The organism is Streptomyces sp. NPDC002309, from assembly GCF_053593375.1.
In genome coordinates this window covers 167,564-185,669 of sequence record NZ_JBSFCI010000008.1, presented here as the reverse complement: position 1 = coordinate 185,669, position 18,106 = coordinate 167,564, and the positions used below count along the sequence as shown (strand labels likewise).

Annotated in this window: 16 protein-coding genes and 1 tRNA gene; 8 read left to right on the top strand and 9 right to left on the bottom strand. The window is 71.7% G+C overall.

All coding sequences use genetic code 11. The annotated features are described in order from the left end of the window. Positions 1-87 precede the first annotated feature (87 nt). Positions 88-162: transfer RNA gene (locus tag ACWCPM_RS09890), tRNA-Cys, on the bottom strand. A 182-nt stretch (positions 163-344) separates the two neighbouring features. Between ACWCPM_RS09890 and ACWCPM_RS09885 the strand changes: the two genes are divergently transcribed. The 4 genes from ACWCPM_RS09885 (at position 345) to ACWCPM_RS09870 (ending at position 5,742) form a co-directional block, all read left to right on the top strand. Then, on the top strand, positions 345-1,796 hold the full coding sequence (locus ACWCPM_RS09885; protein ID WP_450975618.1) for an MFS transporter: 1,452 nt from the start codon (positions 345-347) through the stop codon (positions 1,794-1,796). 221 nt (positions 1,797-2,017) lie between these two features. Beyond that, on the top strand, positions 2,018-3,808 hold the full coding sequence (locus tag ACWCPM_RS09880; RefSeq protein ID WP_450975617.1) for a DEAD/DEAH box helicase: 1,791 nt from the start codon (positions 2,018-2,020) through the stop codon (positions 3,806-3,808). Between the two features lie 417 nt (positions 3,809-4,225). Then, positions 4,226-4,867, top strand: a complete 642-nt coding sequence (locus ACWCPM_RS09875; RefSeq protein ID WP_450975616.1) for an IclR family transcriptional regulator — start codon at positions 4,226-4,228, stop codon at positions 4,865-4,867. An 83-nt stretch (positions 4,868-4,950) separates the two neighbouring features. Next, on the top strand, positions 4,951-5,742 hold the full coding sequence (locus tag ACWCPM_RS09870) for a S16 family serine protease (RefSeq protein WP_450975615.1): 792 nt from the start codon (positions 4,951-4,953) through the stop codon (positions 5,740-5,742). A 74-nt stretch (positions 5,743-5,816) separates the two neighbouring features. Here ACWCPM_RS09870 and ACWCPM_RS09865 read toward each other — a convergent pair whose 3' ends face one another. The 5 genes from ACWCPM_RS09865 to ACWCPM_RS09845 form a co-directional block, all read right to left on the bottom strand. After that, positions 5,817-6,776 carry a glycine betaine ABC transporter substrate-binding protein gene (locus ACWCPM_RS09865; RefSeq protein WP_450975614.1) on the bottom strand — a complete coding sequence of 320 codons (960 nt, stop codon included), beginning with the start codon at positions 6,774-6,776 and terminating at the stop codon, positions 5,817-5,819. After that, positions 6,773-7,633: an ABC transporter permease gene (locus ACWCPM_RS09860; protein ID WP_450975613.1), complete on the bottom strand. Its 861-nt coding sequence runs from the start codon at positions 7,631-7,633 to the stop codon at positions 6,773-6,775. Before ACWCPM_RS09860 ends, ACWCPM_RS09865 begins: the two co-directional genes overlap by 4 nt. After that, positions 7,630-8,868 carry a betaine/proline/choline family ABC transporter ATP-binding protein gene (locus tag ACWCPM_RS09855; RefSeq protein ID WP_450975612.1) on the bottom strand — a complete coding sequence of 413 codons (1,239 nt, stop codon included), beginning with the start codon at positions 8,866-8,868 and terminating at the stop codon, positions 7,630-7,632. The genes ACWCPM_RS09860 and ACWCPM_RS09855 overlap by 4 nt, the downstream gene beginning before the upstream one ends. Continuing rightward, positions 8,861-9,508, bottom strand: coding sequence for an ABC transporter permease (locus ACWCPM_RS09850; RefSeq protein ID WP_450975611.1), 648 nt, complete (start codon positions 9,506-9,508; stop codon positions 8,861-8,863). Before ACWCPM_RS09850 ends, ACWCPM_RS09855 begins: the two co-directional genes overlap by 8 nt. Before the next feature lie 147 nt (positions 9,509-9,655). Next, on the bottom strand, positions 9,656-10,126 hold the full coding sequence (locus ACWCPM_RS09845; RefSeq protein ID WP_450975610.1) for an Lrp/AsnC family transcriptional regulator: 471 nt from the start codon (positions 10,124-10,126) through the stop codon (positions 9,656-9,658). A 124-nt stretch (positions 10,127-10,250) separates the two neighbouring features. Between ACWCPM_RS09845 and hppD the strand changes: the two genes are divergently transcribed. Next, a complete protein-coding gene (hppD, locus tag ACWCPM_RS09840) occupies positions 10,251-11,396 on the top strand; it encodes a 4-hydroxyphenylpyruvate dioxygenase (protein WP_450975609.1) in 1,146 nt (381 codons plus the stop codon). A gap of 10 nt (positions 11,397-11,406) precedes the next feature. Here hppD and ACWCPM_RS09835 read toward each other — a convergent pair whose 3' ends face one another. Next, the gene (locus ACWCPM_RS09835; RefSeq protein WP_450975608.1) at positions 11,407-12,870 is read right to left on the bottom strand and encodes a tetratricopeptide repeat protein; all 1,464 of its coding nucleotides are present in this window, start codon (positions 12,868-12,870) and stop codon (positions 11,407-11,409) included. Between the two features lie 92 nt (positions 12,871-12,962). Here ACWCPM_RS09835 and ACWCPM_RS09830 point away from each other — a divergent pair, with 92 nt between their 5' ends. Continuing rightward, positions 12,963-14,369: an FAD-binding oxidoreductase gene (locus ACWCPM_RS09830; protein WP_450975607.1), complete on the top strand. Its 1,407-nt coding sequence runs from the start codon at positions 12,963-12,965 to the stop codon at positions 14,367-14,369. A gap of 13 nt (positions 14,370-14,382) precedes the next feature. On the opposite strand, the gene ACWCPM_RS09825 is transcribed toward ACWCPM_RS09830, so the two are convergent. Further along, positions 14,383-14,793 (bottom strand): SsgA family sporulation/cell division regulator, encoded by a 411-nt coding sequence (locus tag ACWCPM_RS09825; protein ID WP_450975606.1) that lies wholly within the window; start codon positions 14,791-14,793, stop codon positions 14,383-14,385. Positions 14,794-15,206: 413 nt separating this feature from the next. Here ACWCPM_RS09825 and ACWCPM_RS09820 point away from each other — a divergent pair, with 413 nt between their 5' ends. Together ACWCPM_RS09820 and ACWCPM_RS09815 are read left to right on the top strand one after the other, a co-directional pair. After that, positions 15,207-16,664 carry an RDD family protein gene (locus tag ACWCPM_RS09820; protein WP_450975605.1) on the top strand — a complete coding sequence of 486 codons (1,458 nt, stop codon included), beginning with the start codon at positions 15,207-15,209 and terminating at the stop codon, positions 16,662-16,664. 93 nt (positions 16,665-16,757) lie between these two features. Then, a complete protein-coding gene (locus tag ACWCPM_RS09815; RefSeq protein ID WP_450975604.1) occupies positions 16,758-17,489 on the top strand; it encodes an RDD family protein in 732 nt (243 codons plus the stop codon). 91 nt (positions 17,490-17,580) lie between these two features. Here the strand turns inward: ACWCPM_RS09815 and ACWCPM_RS09810 are convergent, their stop codons facing one another. Continuing rightward, positions 17,581-17,850 carry a hypothetical protein gene (locus tag ACWCPM_RS09810; RefSeq protein ID WP_450975603.1) on the bottom strand — a complete coding sequence of 90 codons (270 nt, stop codon included), beginning with the start codon at positions 17,848-17,850 and terminating at the stop codon, positions 17,581-17,583. Positions 17,851-18,106 lie beyond the last annotated feature (256 nt).

Below are 18,106 nucleotides of genomic sequence, written 5' to 3'. Positions count from 1 at the left end.
TAGGTGTCTTGGCCTGGGCCTTACGCCTCGTGATCGGAACTGATCGAATGAGACCTGAACTGAGACAGGGCCGCCTGGTCGAGGCGTTGGAGGCCGTGGCGGGATTCGAACCCGCGTAACTCGCTTTGCAGGCGAGCCCCTGAACCGCTCGGGCACACGGCCGTGTGCTGGTGACGTGCTTCGACCGTAGGGGCCGGGGAGGGTGGGGCTCAAGGAAGGGCGAGGGGGCGCAACGGGACTGCCATACGCCGTTCACGAACGGGCCGGGACTACGACCAAGGACCGAGGCCGTCACCGTCTCCGGACAGGGGTCATATCCAGTTGTGCCCCTTACTCTGGCGTACATGGCTGCCCTGAATCCCCGCGACGCCGAGGTCGCAGACGCCCCGCCCCTTGCACCGGAAACCGACGGTGAGGGTGTGCTCGGCAGGTCGTACCGGGCGCTGAGCGTGGGCATCGTCTCGGTCGTGCTGCTGATCGCCTTCGAGGCGACGGCCGTGGGGACGGCGATGCCGGTGGCGGCGCGGGAGCTCGACGGGGTGTCGCTGTACGCGTTCGCCTTCTCGGGTTACTTCACCACGAGTCTGTTCGCCATGGTGCTCGCCGGGCAGTGGTCGGACCGGCGGGGCCCGCTGGGCCCGCTGACCACCGGGATCGGCGCCTTCGCGGCGGGGCTGCTGCTGTCCGGGACGGCGGGCGCCATGTGGCTGTTCATCCTCGGCCGGGCGGTGCAGGGGCTCGGCGGCGGGATGGTGATCGTGGCGTTGTACGTCGTGGTCGGGCGGGCCTACCCGGAACGGATGCGGCCGGCGATCATGGCGGCGTTCGCGGCGAGCTGGGTGGTGCCGTCGGTGGTCGGGCCGCTCGCGGCGGGCACGGTGACCGAACAGCTGGGCTGGCGCTGGGTGTTCCTCGGGATACCGGTGCTGGTGTTCCTCCCGCTGGCGCTCGCCCTGCCGCAGATACGGTTGCGGGCCTCCGGGGCGGTGCGGGGCGGGCCCGGAGAGGGACAGGGATCCTTCGATCAGCGCCGCATCCGCCTCGCACTCGGCATCTCCTTCGGCGCGGGCCTGCTCCAGTACGCGGCGCAGGACCTCACCTGGGTCTCCGTCCTGCCCGGGGCGGCGGGCGTCGCCCTGCTGGTCCCGGCGGTGCTGGGGCTCCTCCCGCGCGGCACCTACCGCGCGGCGCGCGGACTGCCCTCGGTCGTGCTGCTGCGCGGCGTCGCTGCGGGGTCGTTCATCGCCGCCGAGTCCTTCGTGCCGCTGATGCTCGTCACCCAGCGGGGCCTGAGCCCCACGCTGGCCGGTCTCTCGCTGGCCGCGGGCGGGGTGACCTGGGCGCTCGGCTCCTGGCTGCAGTCGCGGCCCCGTGTGGAGCCGTACCGCGAGCGCCTGATGACGCTGGGCATGCTGCTGGTCGCCGCCGCCATCGCCACCGCCCCGAGCGTCCTGCTCGACACCGTCCCGGTATGGATCGTGGCCGTTGCCTGGGCCTTCGGCTGTCTCGGCATGGGACTGGTGATCTCCTCCACCAGCGTCCTGCTCCTCAAGCTCTCCACCCCCGACCAGGCCGGCGCCAACTCCGCGGCCCTCCAGATCTCCGACGGGCTCGCCAACATCCTTCTCCTGGCCGTGGGCGGCGCCGCCTTCGCCGCCCTCGGCGGCGGCACGCTCACGCACACGGTGACGACGACCACTGCCTCCCACCCGACGGCGTTCGCCGCGGTGTTCCTGCCGATGGCGGTGGTGGCGTCGGTGGGGGCATGGGTGACCACACGGGTGCGGGAGCGGTGAGACGTGAAGTGACTCGCATCGCGGGGCGGCCGAGGGTCCTGTGACGTCGGTCCCACCCGTGGGGGAGGCGGGGGAGTTCGCTGCTCGTGGGGTGGGGGCCGCCGGTAGGGTGGCCCGGTTGTCGTACCCAGCCCGGCCGCTCTACCCCCACGGAGACCGTGTCTACCTCCCGCCCGTCGCCCGCCACCACCCTTAACGGAGGGCCCTCCGGGCCCACGCACATGTCTGCTTCCTCCTCGTCGTCCCATCACCTCTCGCCCGCCTTCCCGGGCCGCGCCCCCTGGGGTACCGCGAGCAAGCTGCGGGCCTGGCAGCAGGGTGCGATGGAGCGGTATCTCCAGGAGCAGCCGCGTGACTTCCTGGCGGTCGCCACGCCCGGCGCCGGCAAGACGACCTTCGCGCTGACGCTGGCGTCCTGGCTGCTGCACCACCACGTCGTGCAGCAGGTGACCGTGGTCGCGCCCACGGAGCACCTGAAGAAGCAGTGGGCGGAGGCCGCCGCGCGGATAGGGATCAAGCTCGACCCCGAGTACAGCGCGGGGCCGCTCGGCAAGGACTACCACGGGGTCGCGGTGACGTACGCGGGGGTCGGCGTGCGGCCCATGCTGCACCGCAACCGCGTCGAGCAGCGCAAGACCCTCGTGATCCTCGACGAGATCCATCACGCCGGTGACTCCAAGTCCTGGGGCGAGGCGTGCCTGGAGGCGTTCGAGCCCGCGACCCGGCGGCTGGCCCTGACGGGCACGCCGTTCCGGTCCGACACCAACCCCATTCCCTTCGTGGCCTACGAGGAAGGCGCCGACGGGATCCGGCGGTCCGCCGCCGACTACACCTACGGCTACGGCTCCGCCCTCGCGGACAATGTCGTGCGCCCCGTGATCTTCCTCTCCTACAGCGGCAACATGCGCTGGCGCACCAAGGCCGGGGACGAGATCGAGGCACGGCTCGGCGAGCCGATGACCAAGGACGCGATCAGCCAGGCCTGGCGCACGGCCCTCGATCCGCGCGGCGACTGGATGCCGTCCGTGCTGCGCGCCGCCGACCAGCGGCTGACCGAGGTCAGGAAGGCGATCCCGGACGCCGGCGCCCTGGTCATCGCCTCCGACCAGGACTCGGCACGGGCCTACGCCAAGCTCATCAGGGACATCACGGGCGACAAGGCGACCCTCGTGCTGTCCGACGACGCCGGCGCGTCCGACCGGATCGACGAGTTCAGCGGCAACGACGCCCGGTGGATGGTCGCGGTGCGGATGGTGTCGGAGGGCGTCGACGTACCGCGGCTGGCGGTCGGGGTGTACGCGACGACCATCTCGACACCGCTCTTCTTCGCGCAGGCCGTCGGCCGCTTCGTACGGTCGCGGCGACGCGGCGAGACCGCGTCCGTGTTCCTGCCGACCGTGCCCGACCTGCTGTCCTTCGCGAACGAGATGGAACGCGAGCGCGACCACGTCCTCGACAAGCCGAAGAAGGACGGCGAGGAGGACCCGTACGCCGAGGAGGACAAGCTCCTCCAGGAGGCGGAGCGGGAGCAGGACGAGGACACCGGCGAGCAGGACATGCTTCCCTTCGAGGCCCTGGAGTCCGACGCCGTCTTCGACCGGGTCACCTACAACGGCGCCGAGTTCGGGATGCAGGCCCACCCGGGGAGCGAGGAGGAGCAGGACTACCTCGGCATTCCGGGGCTGCTCGAACCCGACCAGGTGCAACTCCTGCTGCAGAAGCGCCAGGCACGGCAGATCGCGCACAGCCGCAAGAAGCCGGACGCCGAGGCCGACCTCCTCGAACTGCCCGCCGAGCGACGGCCGGTGGTCAGCCACAAGGAGATGATGGAGCTGCGGAAGCAGCTCAACAACATGGTGGGGGCCTACGTCCACCAGAGCGGCAAGCCGCACGGTGTCGTCCACACCGAACTGCGCCGGGTGTGCGGCGGCCCGCCGAGCGCGGAGGCGACGGCGGGTCAACTGCGCCAGCGGATCGCCAAGGTGCAGGAGTGGGCCACCCGGATGCGGTGACGCCGCTGTTGTGCCCGGCGGGGATTCACGCGGATGCGGTGACGCCGGTGTTGTGCCTGACCGGGGTCCACCTTCGTGTTCGGCCGCGGGGCGACCGTGGGTTGCTGGCGCGGTTCCCCGCGCCCCCTTCCGTGCGCTGCGCGCCGTACATATCAGGGCAAACCCGAGTACCCCATACCCGTCCCTGACCGGATTCTGGACGGAGACTTCCGCTGAGCGAACCAGCTTCGCTAATGTCCCGCTACGCACACGCCCCGTGGCAGCGCCGCCGCGGAGCGCAGCCGTGAAGCGACTGGGCCCGGACCACCGGCCGGGCCGTAAGCCGATCGGCAGCCTCTGAAGCGCGTCGCTGACGGGACTCGGTGACGCATTCGCCGCGAGAGGGCTGCCGACCTCACCACTTAAGGAGTGGGCGTCGTGACCGCGGAGACCTCTCAGACGCTCGACCGGGGACTGCGCGTCCTCAAGTTGCTGGCCGACACGGACCACGGGCTGACCGTCACCGAACTGTCCACGAAGCTGGGCGTGAACCGCACCGTCGTCTACCGTCTGCTCGCCACGCTGGAGCAGCACGCGCTGGTACGCCGTGACCTGGGCGGGCGCGCCCGGGTCGGGCTGGGTGTCCTGGGACTCGGACGGCAGGTGCATCCGCTGGTACGGGAGGCCGCGCTGCCGGCGCTGCGGTCGCTGGCCGAGGACATAGGGGCGACGGCGCATCTGACGCTGGTGGACGGGGCGGAGGCCCTGGCCGTCGCGGTGGTCGAGCCGACCTGGACGGACTATCACGTGGCCTACCGGGCCGGCTTCCGGCACCCCCTGGACCGGGGTGCCGCCGGCAAGGCGATCCTGGCCGCACGCCAGCGCCCGCCGGGCGACCCCGGCTACACCCTCACCCAGGGCGAACTGGAGGCGGGCGCCTGCGGAGCCGCCGCCCCCCTGGTCGGCGTGACCGGCGTCGAGGGCAGCGTGGGCGTGGTGATGCTCGCGGACGCGGTCCCGGAACGCGTCGGGGCGAGGGTGGTCGACGCGGCGCGGGAGGTGGCGGAGGCCCTGCGCTGACGCGGGCCACGTTCCGGCCCCGTCGACAGTGCCCATCCGCCTCCGCCGACATCGCGAACACCTCCGCGCGTTAGATTGACCTCGTGCTCTCTCGTCTCACGCGTTCCAAGGCCCTCGTCGTCTGTGCGCTGCCCGTCGTCGGTCTGATCGCCGCCACCGCGGTGGCGCCGTTGCCGTTCGTGGTGGCGCAGCCGGGGATGACGGCGAACGTGCTCGGGGAGGACCAGGGCGCGCCGGTGATCACGATCTCCGGTGCGCCGACCCGCGAGACCGACGGTCAACTGCGGATGACGACCATCGAGGCCACCAGCCCGGACACCCGGGTCTGGCTCGGCAACGTGCTCGACAGTTGGTGGCGTACCGACAAGGCGGTCATGCCCCGCGACGCGGTCTACCCGAGCGGCGGCTCCGTCAAGGAGATCGAGCAGCACAACGAGGCCCAGATGCGCGAGTCCCAGAACGCGGCGAGCGAGGCCGCGCTGAGCTACCTGGGTCTTCAGGACAAGGGCATCAAGGTCGACCTCGAACTCGCCGACGTCGGCGGGCCCAGTGCCGGCCTGCTCTTCTCCCTGGGCGTCATCGACAAGCTGGAGGGCGACGGCAGCGGCGGCGATCTGACCGGCGGCCGCACCATCGCCGGCACGGGCACCATCGACGCCGACGGCTCCGTGGGCGCGGTCGGCGGCGTCGCACTGAAGACCCAGGCCGCCCACCGCGACGGCGCGACGGTCTTCCTCGTCCCGGTCGCCGAGTGCGCCGACGCCAAGGCCGAACTCCCCGAGGGCCTGCGCCTGATCCCCGTCAAGACCCTGAAGGGCGCGATCCAGTCCCTGACCGCGCTGGAGAAGGGCACGGGCCCGGTCCCGAGCTGCTGACCCACCAGCGCCGACCTCGGCGGGGTGGCCGGCCGCAGCCCCACTTCCACGAGGGGCTGCGGCCGTGCGAGCGGTCACCCCTCCCTCACGAACCCCTCCTGCACCAGCCAGTCCAGCGCCACCTGATGGGGATCCTCGCCGTCGACGTCCACCTTCGCGTTGAGGGTCTGCGCCACTGAGTTGTTCAGCTTCTTCGTGATCGGGTCGAGGATGCCCGCGATCGCCGGCCACTTCTCCAGGGTCTTGGTGTTGATCACGGGGGCGGCGTTGTAGTTGGGGAAGAACTTCTTGTCGTCCTCCATCACCACCAGGTTCATGGACTTGATGCGGCCGTCGGTGGTGAAGACCTCCCCGTAGGTGCAGCTGCCCTTCGCCGTCTGGGTGTAGATGATCCCGGTGTCCATCTGGGTGACCCGGGACGGCGGGATGTCCATGCCGTACGCCTTCTCCATGCCCGGCAGCCCGTCCGCGCGGTTTGCGAACTCGCCCTCGACGCACAGCGTCACGGCCGCCGGGTCGGACTTCGACAGCGCGGCCACCTCGGAGAGGGTCCTGGTGCCGTACTTCTCGGCGTTGGCCTGGTTCATCGCCAGGGCGTAGGTGTTGTTCAGGGCCGAGGGCTCCAGCCAGGTCAGGCCGTTCTTCAGGTCCGCGTCGCGCACCGCCTCCCACTGCCGGCGCGGGTCGGTGATCGGCTTGCTGTTGCCCAGGTACGTGATCCAGGCCGTGCCCGTGTACTCGTACCCGGCGTCCGCCTCGCCGCTCTTGACCGCCTCGCGCGAGCCCACGGACCCCTGGATGCCGGTCCGGTCGAGGACCTCCGCGCCCGCCGCCTCGAAGGCGATTCCCATGATCGCTCCAAGGATCAGCTGCTCGGTGAACTCCTTCGAGGTGACCGTCAGATCGGCGCCCTTCAGCGGCTCGCCCTGCCCGATCGACCCGGGCCGCACGTCGTCGACCATGGGGGAGCCGCTGGTCAGCCCGCAGCCGGTGGCCAGCACCAGCGACGTCGTGAGACACAGCAACCGCCTCATCGGCCCACCTCCAGTCCTCGCGGCCGCAGAAGTACTTCGGCGAGTGAGGCCAGCCAGTCCATCAGCAGGGCGAGCGAGACGGTGAGGATGGACCCCAGGACCAGTACGGGCATGCGCTGACTGGTGATACCGGTCGTGATCAGCGTGCCCAGTCCGCCCCCGCCGCCGAAGGTCGCCAGCGTCGCCGTGCCGACGTTCAGCACCAGCGCCGTACGGACGCCCGCCAGGATCAGCGGGACCGCCAGCGGCAGTTCCACCCGGCTCAGCACTCCCGCCGGGGACATGCCGATGCCCCGGGCGGCCTCCAGCAGCGTCGGGTCGTTCGCCCTGAGGCCGGAGATCGTGTTCGACAGCACCGGCAGGATGGCGTAGGCGATGATGCCGATCAGGGCCGCCCTGCGGCCGATGCCCAGCCAGATCACCAGCAGGGCGAGCAGGCCGATCGCCGGGGTCGCCTGGCCCATGTTGGCGAACATCATCGCCACCGGGGTGACCTTCCGGAACGTCTTGCGGGTGAGCAGGATGCCCAGCGGGATCGCGATGATCAGCACGAAGAACGTGGAGATCGCGGTCAGCTGGATGTGCTGCCACAGTGCCTCCGACACCTGGCCGCCGGACAGCGCGTTCTCGGAGATGGTGTCCAGCTCGGCCTGCCGGAACCACAGCCAGGTCGCCAGCAGGAGGGCCACCACGAAGGCCGGCAGGAAGGTCAGCTTCTGCCAGGTCAGGCGGGGTGCCGTCCGGGCCGGCGGGGGAGGCGGCTCCTGGTCGGCGGGCACCTCGCCCTCGTCCCGGAAGGGATGCCCTTTGACGTCGTGCTCGCCGGGAGGACGGTCGCGCTCCGAAGAGGTGGTCACGCCTTGGGCTCCGCTCCGTGACCTTCCTGTTCCGCGTGCGTCTGTCCGGTCCGTGTCCCCTCCAGGTCGTGCTGGTGCTCCAGCGCGTCCAGCCGGTCGGCCTCCAGCAGCTCGTGCACCGAGTTCATCAGCGTCTCCATGTCGACCACGCCGATGTACTCGCCGCGCCGCCCGGTCACCGCGACCCGCCCGGTGTTGTCCGTCAGGACGGCTTCCAGCGCGTCCCGCAGGGTCGCGTCGCGGGTCACCGTGTCGTGGACCAGGGTCCCGGCCCGCGCGAGCGAGCCCTTGGCCCGCATCAGATCGCCTCGCCTGAGCCATTTGTAGGGGCGGCCCCGCTTGTCCAGCAGCAGGATCTCGTTCGTGCCGCTGGAGCGGAGCCGGTTGAAGATGCTCTGCAGCGGGTCGTCCACGGTCACCGTCGGGTAGTCGGTGATCTCCACGTCGCGGACGCGGGTGAGGTTCAGCCGCTTCAGCGCCGCCCCGGCGCCCACGAAGCCGGAGACGAAGTCGTCCGCCGGGTTGGTGAGGATCGCCTCCGGGGTGTCGAACTGCGCGATGTGCGACCGCTCCCGCAGCACCGCGATCCGGTCGCCCAGCTTGATCGCCTCGTCGAAGTCGTGGGTGACGAACACGATCGTCTTGTGCAGCTCGCGCTGGAGCCGGATCAGCTCGTCCTGGAGATGGTCCCGCGTGATCGGGTCCACCGCGCCGAACGGCTCGTCCATCAGCAGCACCGGCGGATCGGCGGCCAGCGCCCGCGCCACGCCCACCCGCTGCTGCTGCCCGCCGGACAGCTGGCGCGGATAGCGGCCGTGGAACTCGGCGGGATCGAGCCCGACCAGGTCGAGCATCTCCTCGACCCGGTCCCGGATGCGCTGCTTGGGCCAGCCGATCATCCGCGGGACGAGCGCGATGTTCTGGGCGACCGTCATGTGCGGGAAGAGGCCGGACGACTGGATCGCGTAGCCGACCTTGCGGCGCAGCTTGACCGGGTCGATGTGGGTCACGTCCTCACCGTTGATCCGGATGCGGCCACCCGACGGCTCGATCAACCTGTTGATCATCTTGAGTGTCGTCGACTTGCCGCACCCGGACGGGCCGACGAAGATGACCGTCTCGCCCGCCTTGATCTCCATGTTGACGTTGTCGACGGCGGGTTGCGGATTGCCGGCGTACCGCTTGCTGAGGCTCTCCAGCTCGATGGACGCCCCGTGGGACTCGGACTCAGGCACGGATCCCCTTAGAAATGGTCAGTCGCCCGAGCAGCACGTACGCCGCGTCGAACAGCAGGGCCAGGATGATGATGCCGACGGTGCCCGCGAGCACCTGGTTCAGCGCGTTCTTGCTGCCCAGGGAGGCGAGACCGCGGAAGATCAGGTTGCCGAGGCCGGGACCCGAGGCGTACGCGGCGATGGCCGCGATGCCCATCAGCATCTGCGTGGAGACCCGGATGCCGGTCAGGATCGGCGGCCAGGCGAGGGGCAGTTCGATCCGCATCAGCCGCTTCGCCCGGGACATCCCGATGCCGGTGGCCGCGTCCACCAGCGTCGGATCGACGCCCCGCAGGCCCACGATCGTGTTGCGGACGATCGGCAGCAGCCCGTACAGCGTCAGGGCGATCACGGTCGGCGGCACACCGAGCCCCACCAGGGGGATCAGCAGACCGATCATGGCCAGCGAAGGGATGGTGAGGATGGTCGAGGTGGCGAGGGTCGCCAGGCCGCCGGCCCACTCGGAGCGGTAGGTGGCCACGGCGATCAGCACTCCGATCGCGGTCGCCACGACCATGCACTGGAAGACGACGCTGGCGTGCTGGTAGGCGTCGGTGAGGATCTGCTGATGGCGGTCGCCGAGATACTCCCAGAAGTTCACACACCATCACCCCGCTGCTAGGGCCTGTCGTTCGGATCCTGTCGGCGTCGCGGGGGCCGCCGACAGGCGCGGTCGGTCCCGGCCGCACCGATCCGCACGACGGACCCCAGGTCGCTCACGTCCGTCGCCTTCCCGTTGATCGTCCGTTCACTCATGGAGCGCCGCCTGCTCCACCAGCGGGATGATCCGCAGCGGAACGGGGTTCTCCATCACGATCGCCGTGGCGGCCCGCACGATGCCATCAAAACCGACGACCCGGTCGATCACACGCTGAAGATCGGCGTTCGAGCGGGCCACCAGCCGGCACAGCATGTCCCCGCTGCCGGTCGTGGTGTGCAGCTCCAGCACCTCCGGCACGGTCGCCAAGTGCGCCCGTACGTCGGGCCCTTGTCCCTGCCGGATCTGGAGCGTGGCGAAGGCGGTGACCGGGTAGCCGAGGGCCGCCGGGTCCACCTGCGGGCCGAATCCGCGGATGACGCCATTCGACTGAAGCCGGTCCAGCCGTGCCTGCACGGTGCCTCGCGCGACCCCGAGCCGGCGCGACATCTCCAGCACGCCGATCCGCGGCTCCCGTGCGAGCAGCACGATGATCTGCCCGTCCAGCCGGTCGATCGTCATGGCGGCCTCCCGAAGTGGTCATCCTGTACAGAGCGTCCGCCGAATCGGCGAATCCGCTGGTCATTTTGCCCAGTGAAGACGCAGACTATTGCGCACCTTGTGCTACCGGCGAGACGCTGCGGCCATGACGCAGACCACACACCACACTCCCGACACCGCACGGCGGGCCGACCCCTTCCCGGTCAAGGGAATGGACGCGGTCGTGTTCGCCGTCGGCAACGCCAAGCAGGCCGCGCACTACTACTCCTCCGCGTTCGGTATGCGGCTGGTCGCCTACTCCGGACCGGAGAACGGCAGCCGCGAGACCGCCGCCTACGTGCTGGAGAACGGTTCCGCCCGGTTCGTGTTCACCTCGGTGATCAAGCCCGCCACCGACTGGGGCCACTTCCTCGCCGAGCACGTCGCGGCACACGGCGACGGCGTCGTCGACCTCGCGATCGAGGTGCCGGACGCGCGGGCCGCGTTCGCCCACGCCGTCGAGCAGGGCGCCCGCCCGGTCGCGGAGCCGTACGAGCTGAAGGACGAGCACGGCACGGTCGTCCTCGCCGCCATCGCCACCTACGGCGAGACCCGGCACACCCTGGTCGAGCGGTCCGGCTACGACGGCCCGTACCTGCCCGGCTACGTCGCCGCCGAGCCGATGGTGGAGCCGCCCGCCCGGCGCACCTTCCAGGCGATCGACCACTGCGTCGGCAACGTCGAGCTGGGCCGGATGAACGAGTGGGTCGGCTTCTACAACAAGGTCATGGGCTTCACGAACATGAAGGAGTTCGTGGGCGACGACATCGCGACCGAGTACAGCGCGCTGATGTCCAAGGTGGTCGCGGACGGCACGCTGAAGGTCAAGTTCCCGATCAACGAGCCCGCGATCGCCAAGAAGAAGTCCCAGATCGACGAGTACCTGGAGTTCTACGGCGGCGCCGGCGTCCAGCACATCGCCCTGAACACCAACGACATCGTCCACACGGTCCGTACGATGCGCGCGGCCGGTGTGCGGTTCCTGGACACCCCCGACTCGTACTACGACACGCTCGGGGAGTGGGTCGGCGAGACCCGCGTGCCGGTCGACACCCTGCGTGAGCTGAAGATCCTCGCCGACCGCGACGAGGACGGCTATCTGCTGCAGATCTTCACCAAGCCGGTCCAGGACCGTCCGACCGTCTTCTTCGAGATCATCGAGCGGCACGGCTCGATGGGCTTCGGCAAGGGCAACTTCAAGGCCCTGTTCGAGGCCATCGAGCGCGAGCAGGAGAAGCGCGGCAACCTCTGACGTGCCGGGGTCAGGCCGCCGGGACCGGTACCTCCGGCGGCTCGCCCAGGGCCTTGAGCCTCTCCCGTGCCGTGGGCGCGAACAGCGGTGAGAAGTACGGGTTGATCCGCAGCGCCTCCTCCAGGTGCCGCCGCGCGGACCCGGGCATGCCCAGGCTGTTCTCGATCATCCCGCGGTGGTAGGCGTACAGCGCACTGCGTACGCCGCCGCCGTGCTCCTTGTCGGTGGCCCGCACCGCGTACTCCAGCGCCTCCTCGTTCTCCCCCGCGCGGTGCAGCGCCCACCCGAGGGCGTCGGCCACGGCGGTCCCCGGCTGCTTGTCCCACTCGGCGCGCAGCACCCGGACGGCCTCCTCGGGATCGCCGTGGTCCGCCTCGTAGCGGCCCCGCACCAGCTCCTCGTCCACCCCGCCGGCGGCCGCGCCGCGCAGGTGCTCCAGCAGCAGGTCGTACTGCGCGCGGGCCGGCTGCTCCAGCCCCAGCGCCTCGTACAGCTCGCCCAGCTCCAGCGCGTACTGCGGCGACGGCTGCGCGGCGAGCGCCAGCCGGTACGCGCCCAGCGCCTCGTCCGTCCGGCCCAGTGCCGCCAGCGCGCGCGCCTGCCCGGCCGTCGCGCTCCCCTGGCCGGGGTCGGCGCGCACCGCCTCCTCGAAGTGCCCCAGGGCGACCTCGCGGTCCCCGCGCTCCCAGGCGAGCTGCCCGGCCCGCTCCAGCCACGCCGCCCGCTCGGCCGGCGTCTGCGCGCCCGCCGCCGCGTCGGACAGGGTCGCCACCGCGTCCTCACGCCAGCCCCGGTCCCAGTACACGGCGGCCGAGCGGACCATCACGCTCCTGCCGGAGTGCAGCTTCTGGAGCCGCTCGAGGGTGCCGCGGGCGGCCTTGTGGTCGCCGACCCCCGTGTACGCCTCGATCAGCAGCGCGTGCGTCGTCCAGCGTCTGCCGTCCGCCTTCAGCGCGGCCTCGCCCCAGGTCCGCGCGGCCCGGAAGTCCCGGCGCGCGTTCGCCAGCGCCGTCATGCCCTCCAGCGCCCCGGCGTTGCCCGGCCGCACCTTCAGCGAGGCGCGCAGCGCCCGCTCGGCGGCCGGATAGCGGGTGGCGTCGCCGGTCCGCCGGCCCCGCTCCACGTACGCCGTGCCCAGCACCGCCCATGAGCGCGCGTCCTGGGGATGCGCCCGCACCTGCCCCTCGCGCTCGCGGATCAGCACCGCCAGGTCCCGCAGCGCGGGAGGCGCCCCGGCACGCACCGCGGCCAGCGCCAGCTGGGCGGGCCCCGGCGCGGGCGGCGGGACCGGCCGCGGCTGCGGACGCTCCAGCCACAGCAGCCCGACCACGGCGAGGGCACCCACCGACAGGCCGAGCAGCACGCCCACGACCAAGCGGGTACGCCGCCTGCCGCGCCCCCTGCCCGCGCCGCGTGGATCGCTCGCCCCGGTCCGGATGCCGGTCCTGATGGCGGTCTTCACACCGGTCTTCATGGCGGACACTGTGCGCCAGTACGGCGACCGGGTCCCGGCACGGAGAGGGTGCCGCAGACGGGGTTCACACCGATGGCCCCGGGTGACACGCTGTGATCATGAGCCGTATCCAAGCCCCTCCCGGCGAAGCGCACGGCGACCTCACGGACCGGCTGCTGGCGGGCCTGCCGGCCGAGGCCGTCCTCACCGACCCCGACATCACCGTCTCCTACGCCAACGACATGGCGAGCTTCTGCCCGGCCGGCACCCCGGCCGTGGTCGTGCTGCCCCGCACCGTCGAGCAGGTCCAGCACGTCATGCGCGTCGCCACCGGGCTGCGCGTCCCCGTGGTCCCGCAGGGCGCCCGCACCGGCCTGTCCGGCGGGGCCAACGCCACCGAGGGCTGCGTGGTGCTCTCGCTGACGAAGATGGACCGGATCCTGGAGATCAGCCCGGTCGACCGCGTCGCCGTGGTCGAACCCGGTGTCGTCAACGCCGCCCTCTCCCGCGCCGTCGGCGAACACGGCCTCTATTACCCGCCGGACCCCTCCAGCTGGGAGATGTGCACCATCGGCGGCAACATCGGCACGGCCTCCGGCGGCCTGTGCTGCGTGAAGTACGGGGTGACCGCCGAGTACGTCCTCGGTCTCGACGTCGTCCTCGCCGACGGCCGTCTGATGTCCACCGGCCGCCGCACCGCCAAGGGCGTCGCCGGGTACGACCTCACCCGTCTGTTCGTCGGCTCCGAGGGCTCCCTCGGGATCGTCGTCCGGGCCGTCCTCGGGCTGCGGCCCAAGCCGCCGCCGCAGCTGGCGCTGGCCGCCGAGTTCGCCTCGGCGGCGGACGCCTGCGACGCCGTGTGCGCGATCATGGCGGGCGGCCTTGTGCCCTCCCTCCTCGAACTGATGGACCGTACGACGGTCAAGGCCGTCAACGACATGGCCGCGATGGGCCTGCCGGAGACCACCGAGGCGCTGCTGCTGGCGGCCTTCGACACGCCGGACCCGGCCGCCGACCTCGCGGCCCTCGGCGCGCTGTGCGAGGCCGCCGGCGCCACGCAGGTCGTCCCGGCGGACGACGTGGCCGAGTCCGAACTGCTCCTCCAGGCGCGGCGGCTGTCGCTCACCGCGCTGGAGGCGGTCAGGGGCACCACGATGATCGACGACGTGTGCGTGCCCCGCTCCCGGCTCGGCGACCTGATCGAGGGCGTCGAGCGCATCGCCGAGAAGTACCGGCTCACCATCGGGGTGGTCGCCCACGCGGGCGACGGCAACACCCACCCGACCGTGTGCTTCGACGCCCAGGACCCCGACGAGTGCGCCCGCGCCCGTGAATCCTTCGACGAGATCATGGCCCTCGGCCTGGAGCTCGGCGGCACGATCACCGGCGAACACGGCGTGGGCGTGCTGAAGAAGGAGTGGCTGGCGCGTGAGATCGGCCCCGTCGGGGTGGAGATGCAGCGGGCGGTCAAGCAGGTGTTCGACCCGCTGGGCATCCTCAACCCCGGCAAGCTGTTCTGAGTCCGCGCCGGCTTCACCGGGCCAGCAGCCGGTCCAGACCGTCGTCGATGCCCAGCTGCTCGCCCTCGCTCCCCGGGGGCACCACGCGCAGCGTGCGCTCCAGCCAGGCCGACACCTGTGCCGCCGGTGCCTCCAGCAGGGCGTCCCCGTCGGGTGAACTCAGCGCCATCAGCACGGCGCAACGCCCGCCCGCCTTCGAGGGCCACACCCGCACGTCACCGTGCCCGCACGGCCGGAACACCCCCTCCACCAGCAGCTCCCGGGCGAACGCCCAGTTGACGGGGTGCTCGGAGTTGATGTGGAAGCTGATGTGCACGGCGTACGGGTCGTCGGTGCGGTAGGCCAGGCGGGCCGGCACCCCGATGCCGCGCTCCGGCGACAGGATGAGCCTCAGCTCCAGTTCGCGCTCCACCACGGTGTGCATGGCGTGCCTCTCCCTCGGTCGGGGGCCCTGGGACGGACCCGTACCCGACGAGAGCGGGGAAGGGCGGGAGCATTACGCGGGTTTCCCGAAGTTCTTTCCCGAGGGTCCCTCGGGAGGACGGGCGGGACCGTGACGGCGGGGCCTAGTGCCGCGTCAGCCAAGGTTCGCCCCGTCGCGACGCCCGGCACGCCCTCCGGCCGGCACGTCGAGAGGACACTCCCCCACTCTCGGCTTCGCTCGAGCGGGAGGGGCCCCCACGACGCCGCTCCTCACGGGCGAACCTTGACTGACGCGGCACTAGCACAACCGTGCCCGAAAGGGGCGGGTCCGGCGGGACGTGCCATGAGGGCTGCGCCGGTCTGATAGATGTGGAGACCCCCATAACACCCCCGAGCAGATACGGGACGACGGACATGAGCGCCCCAACCCCGGCACCAGGCGACGACAGGCCCCGCGAGGGCTATTACCCGGACCCCTCCATCCCTGGATACGTCCGGTACTGGAACGGAGCCGCCTGGGTGCCGGGCACCAGCCGCCCGGCACCGGCCGACGGCGAGCCGCTCGCCCCGCCCTCCGGAACACGCCCCGCGCAGCCCGCCGTCGAGGAGACCGGGCCGTACTTCTTCGACGAGGAGTCCGCTTCCGGACGCCCCGACGCCCAGCACGGCAGTCGCCCCGAGCCCGCATCGGCCTGGGGCGCCGACCGCTCCCGGCAGTCCGGCTTCGGCGGCGACCAGGACCGGCGGGTCTCCTGGCCCGCGGCCCAGGGCGCCGACCCGCGCGTGCCGGCGGACCCCGCGGCGCAGCCGGGCGGCACCACGGCATCGCCCTCGCCCGCGGAACCCGACTTCCCGGCGGGGCCCGAACAGCCGCCCTCCGGCAACACGTTCGTGTTCCGCCGGCCGACCGCCACGGCGCAGGGCGGCGGGGGCGGCGCCGAGGCCGCCCCCGCCCCGCACACAGGGCCGCAGGGCGGGCCCAGCGGGACCCCGGTCACCGCCCCTTCCGGCTCCCCGGCGTCGGGACCGGTGACGGCCCCCCGGACGAGCCCCGCCGGACCGTCGGCACCGGCCGGCGGACAGGGTGCCGGACGGGGGCAGCAGCCGGCCGGTGCCCCCGGCGGTCCCGGCTTCGGCGCCGGGAAGGCGGCGGCCGCCCGCGCGGCGGCGTCGCAGTCCCCGGCGTCCGCCCCGCCGTCCGCGAGCGTTCCCCATCAGGCCCATGCCTCGGCACCCGTCACCTCGGGTTCGGGCGGCGGTCAGTCCTCGTGGGCGCAGCAGGTGCACCGGCTCGCCGGCGCGTCCGGCGGCGTCCCCGACGGGCAGCCCGTCGCCCCGTGGAAGCCCCCGGTGGAGGACCCGTTCCAGGCGGCCGCGCGACGGCAGGCCCAGTCCCGCCCGGCCGGGCTCGGCAAGCGGCTGACCGCCCGGCTGATCGACACCGTGGTCGTCGCGGGCGTCACCGCGATCGCCGCCGTGCCGCTCGGCACCCGGGCCCTCGACCACGTCCAGAGCAAGATCGACGAGGCCGAGCTCTCCGGGCGGACGGTCACCGTCTGGCTGCTGGACGGCACGACGGCCGTGTATCTGGGCATCGTTCTCGCCGTGCTGCTCGTCTTCGGCGTCCTCTACGAAGCGCTGCCCACCGCCAAGTGGGGGCGCACGCTGGGCAAGAAGCTGCTCGGCCTCCAGGTGCGGGACATCGAGGGCCACGACGCCCCGTCCTTCGGCGCGGCACTGCGCCGCTGGCTCGTCTACAGCGTCCCCGGTCTGCTCTGCTTCGGCCTCGTCGGTGTCCTGTGGTGCGTGTTCGACCGGCCGTGGCGCCAGTGCTGGCACGACAAGGCGGCGCACACGTTCGTCGCGGGCTGACGGGAGGGGCGTCGGGAGCAGCCGTCGGGGGCCGGTACTCCGGACGGCCCCTCGCCGGATGCGGAGCCGCGAGGTTCGGGTTCGACTCGGGCCATGAGCACCGAACCGCCCCCTGGTCCCGGCGGGCAGCCGCCGGAGGACGACCCCTTCAAGAAGCAGCCCCCGCCCGGCGAGGGGGCCGGCTCGCCGTACGACAGGCCCCCGGGCGGCGAGCAGCCGCCGCCCTACGGTGGCGGCCAGCCCCCGCCCGACGGCGGCGGCGCGTACGGCGGCGGGCCCTATGGCGGTGGTTCCCAGGGTGGTGGACCCTACGGCGGCGGTCCCTATGACGGCGGCGCCTACGGCGGCGGTGAGCACCCTGAGGACCCGCTCGCCGGTATGCCCCCGCTCGCCGACAGCGGCAAGCGCACGGTGGCCCGGATCATCGACATGGTGCTGGTCGGCATCGTGGTCTGGCTGATCACCTGGGGCTTCAACGTGGACGAGTACCAGGTGGACGCCGAACGGGTCAACGTGGGCGACTCCATCGCGCAGTCCGTCATCGCGGCCGTGCTCTACATCGCGTACGACACGATCATGATTGCCAAGTCGGGGCAGACGCTCGGCAAGAAATGGCTGAACATGCGCGTGGCGCATCTGGACAACGGAGCCACGCCTTCCGTTCAGGCCTCGCTGCTCCGTGCGTCGGTGCTGTGGATCCCGTTCGCGTTCTGCTGCGCCTGCGTCTGGACCGCGATCTGCGGCGGCTGGAGCTTCTTCGACAGGCCCTACAAGCAGGGTCTGCACGACAAGGCGGCGAAGACCGTGGTGGTCAGCACCTCTTGACCCGGCACCTCTCGACCCGGGTCGGTATACCGGCGGGCCCGTCACCCGGTAGGTGACGGGCCCGCCGTTGCGTGTGCCGTGGGTGAACTCCTCAGTGGGCCGTCGGCTCCCGCACGGGCTCGCGGCGAACGGTCGCCGGCATCGGCGGCGCCACGTCGGTGGCGGGCCGTGGCGCGGGTGTCGGGGTGCGCTTCGGCATGGGCACCGTCATGGCGACCAGCAGCCCGAGCAGGAGTGCCGCGACGGCGATGACGGCGATCCCCGCACCCGAACTCGTCTGTGACAGCAGCAGCATGGCGAGGGTCGAGAAGATCACGGTGCAGGAACCGTAGGCGATCTGTGCGGCGGTCGGACGAGGCATGGCAATCGTGTCCTCGATGAAGGGGGTGGACTCCCCCCGTGCCTCACGCTGCGGGGGAGGGTGCGGACAGAATCTCTTCGCGTGCATGCCCGACCGGGACGAACGGTAAGCGTGACCTGACCAACAGTGCCGATGCACGGGGGGCGCACCGAGTCATGCGGGCCACCGGATCGGCCGTCCCGCGCGCCCGGAGAACGAATCCCGACTTGTTCGGTGAGCGAGATGTCATCTCCGCATAGTGCACTTGTTCTGCTCA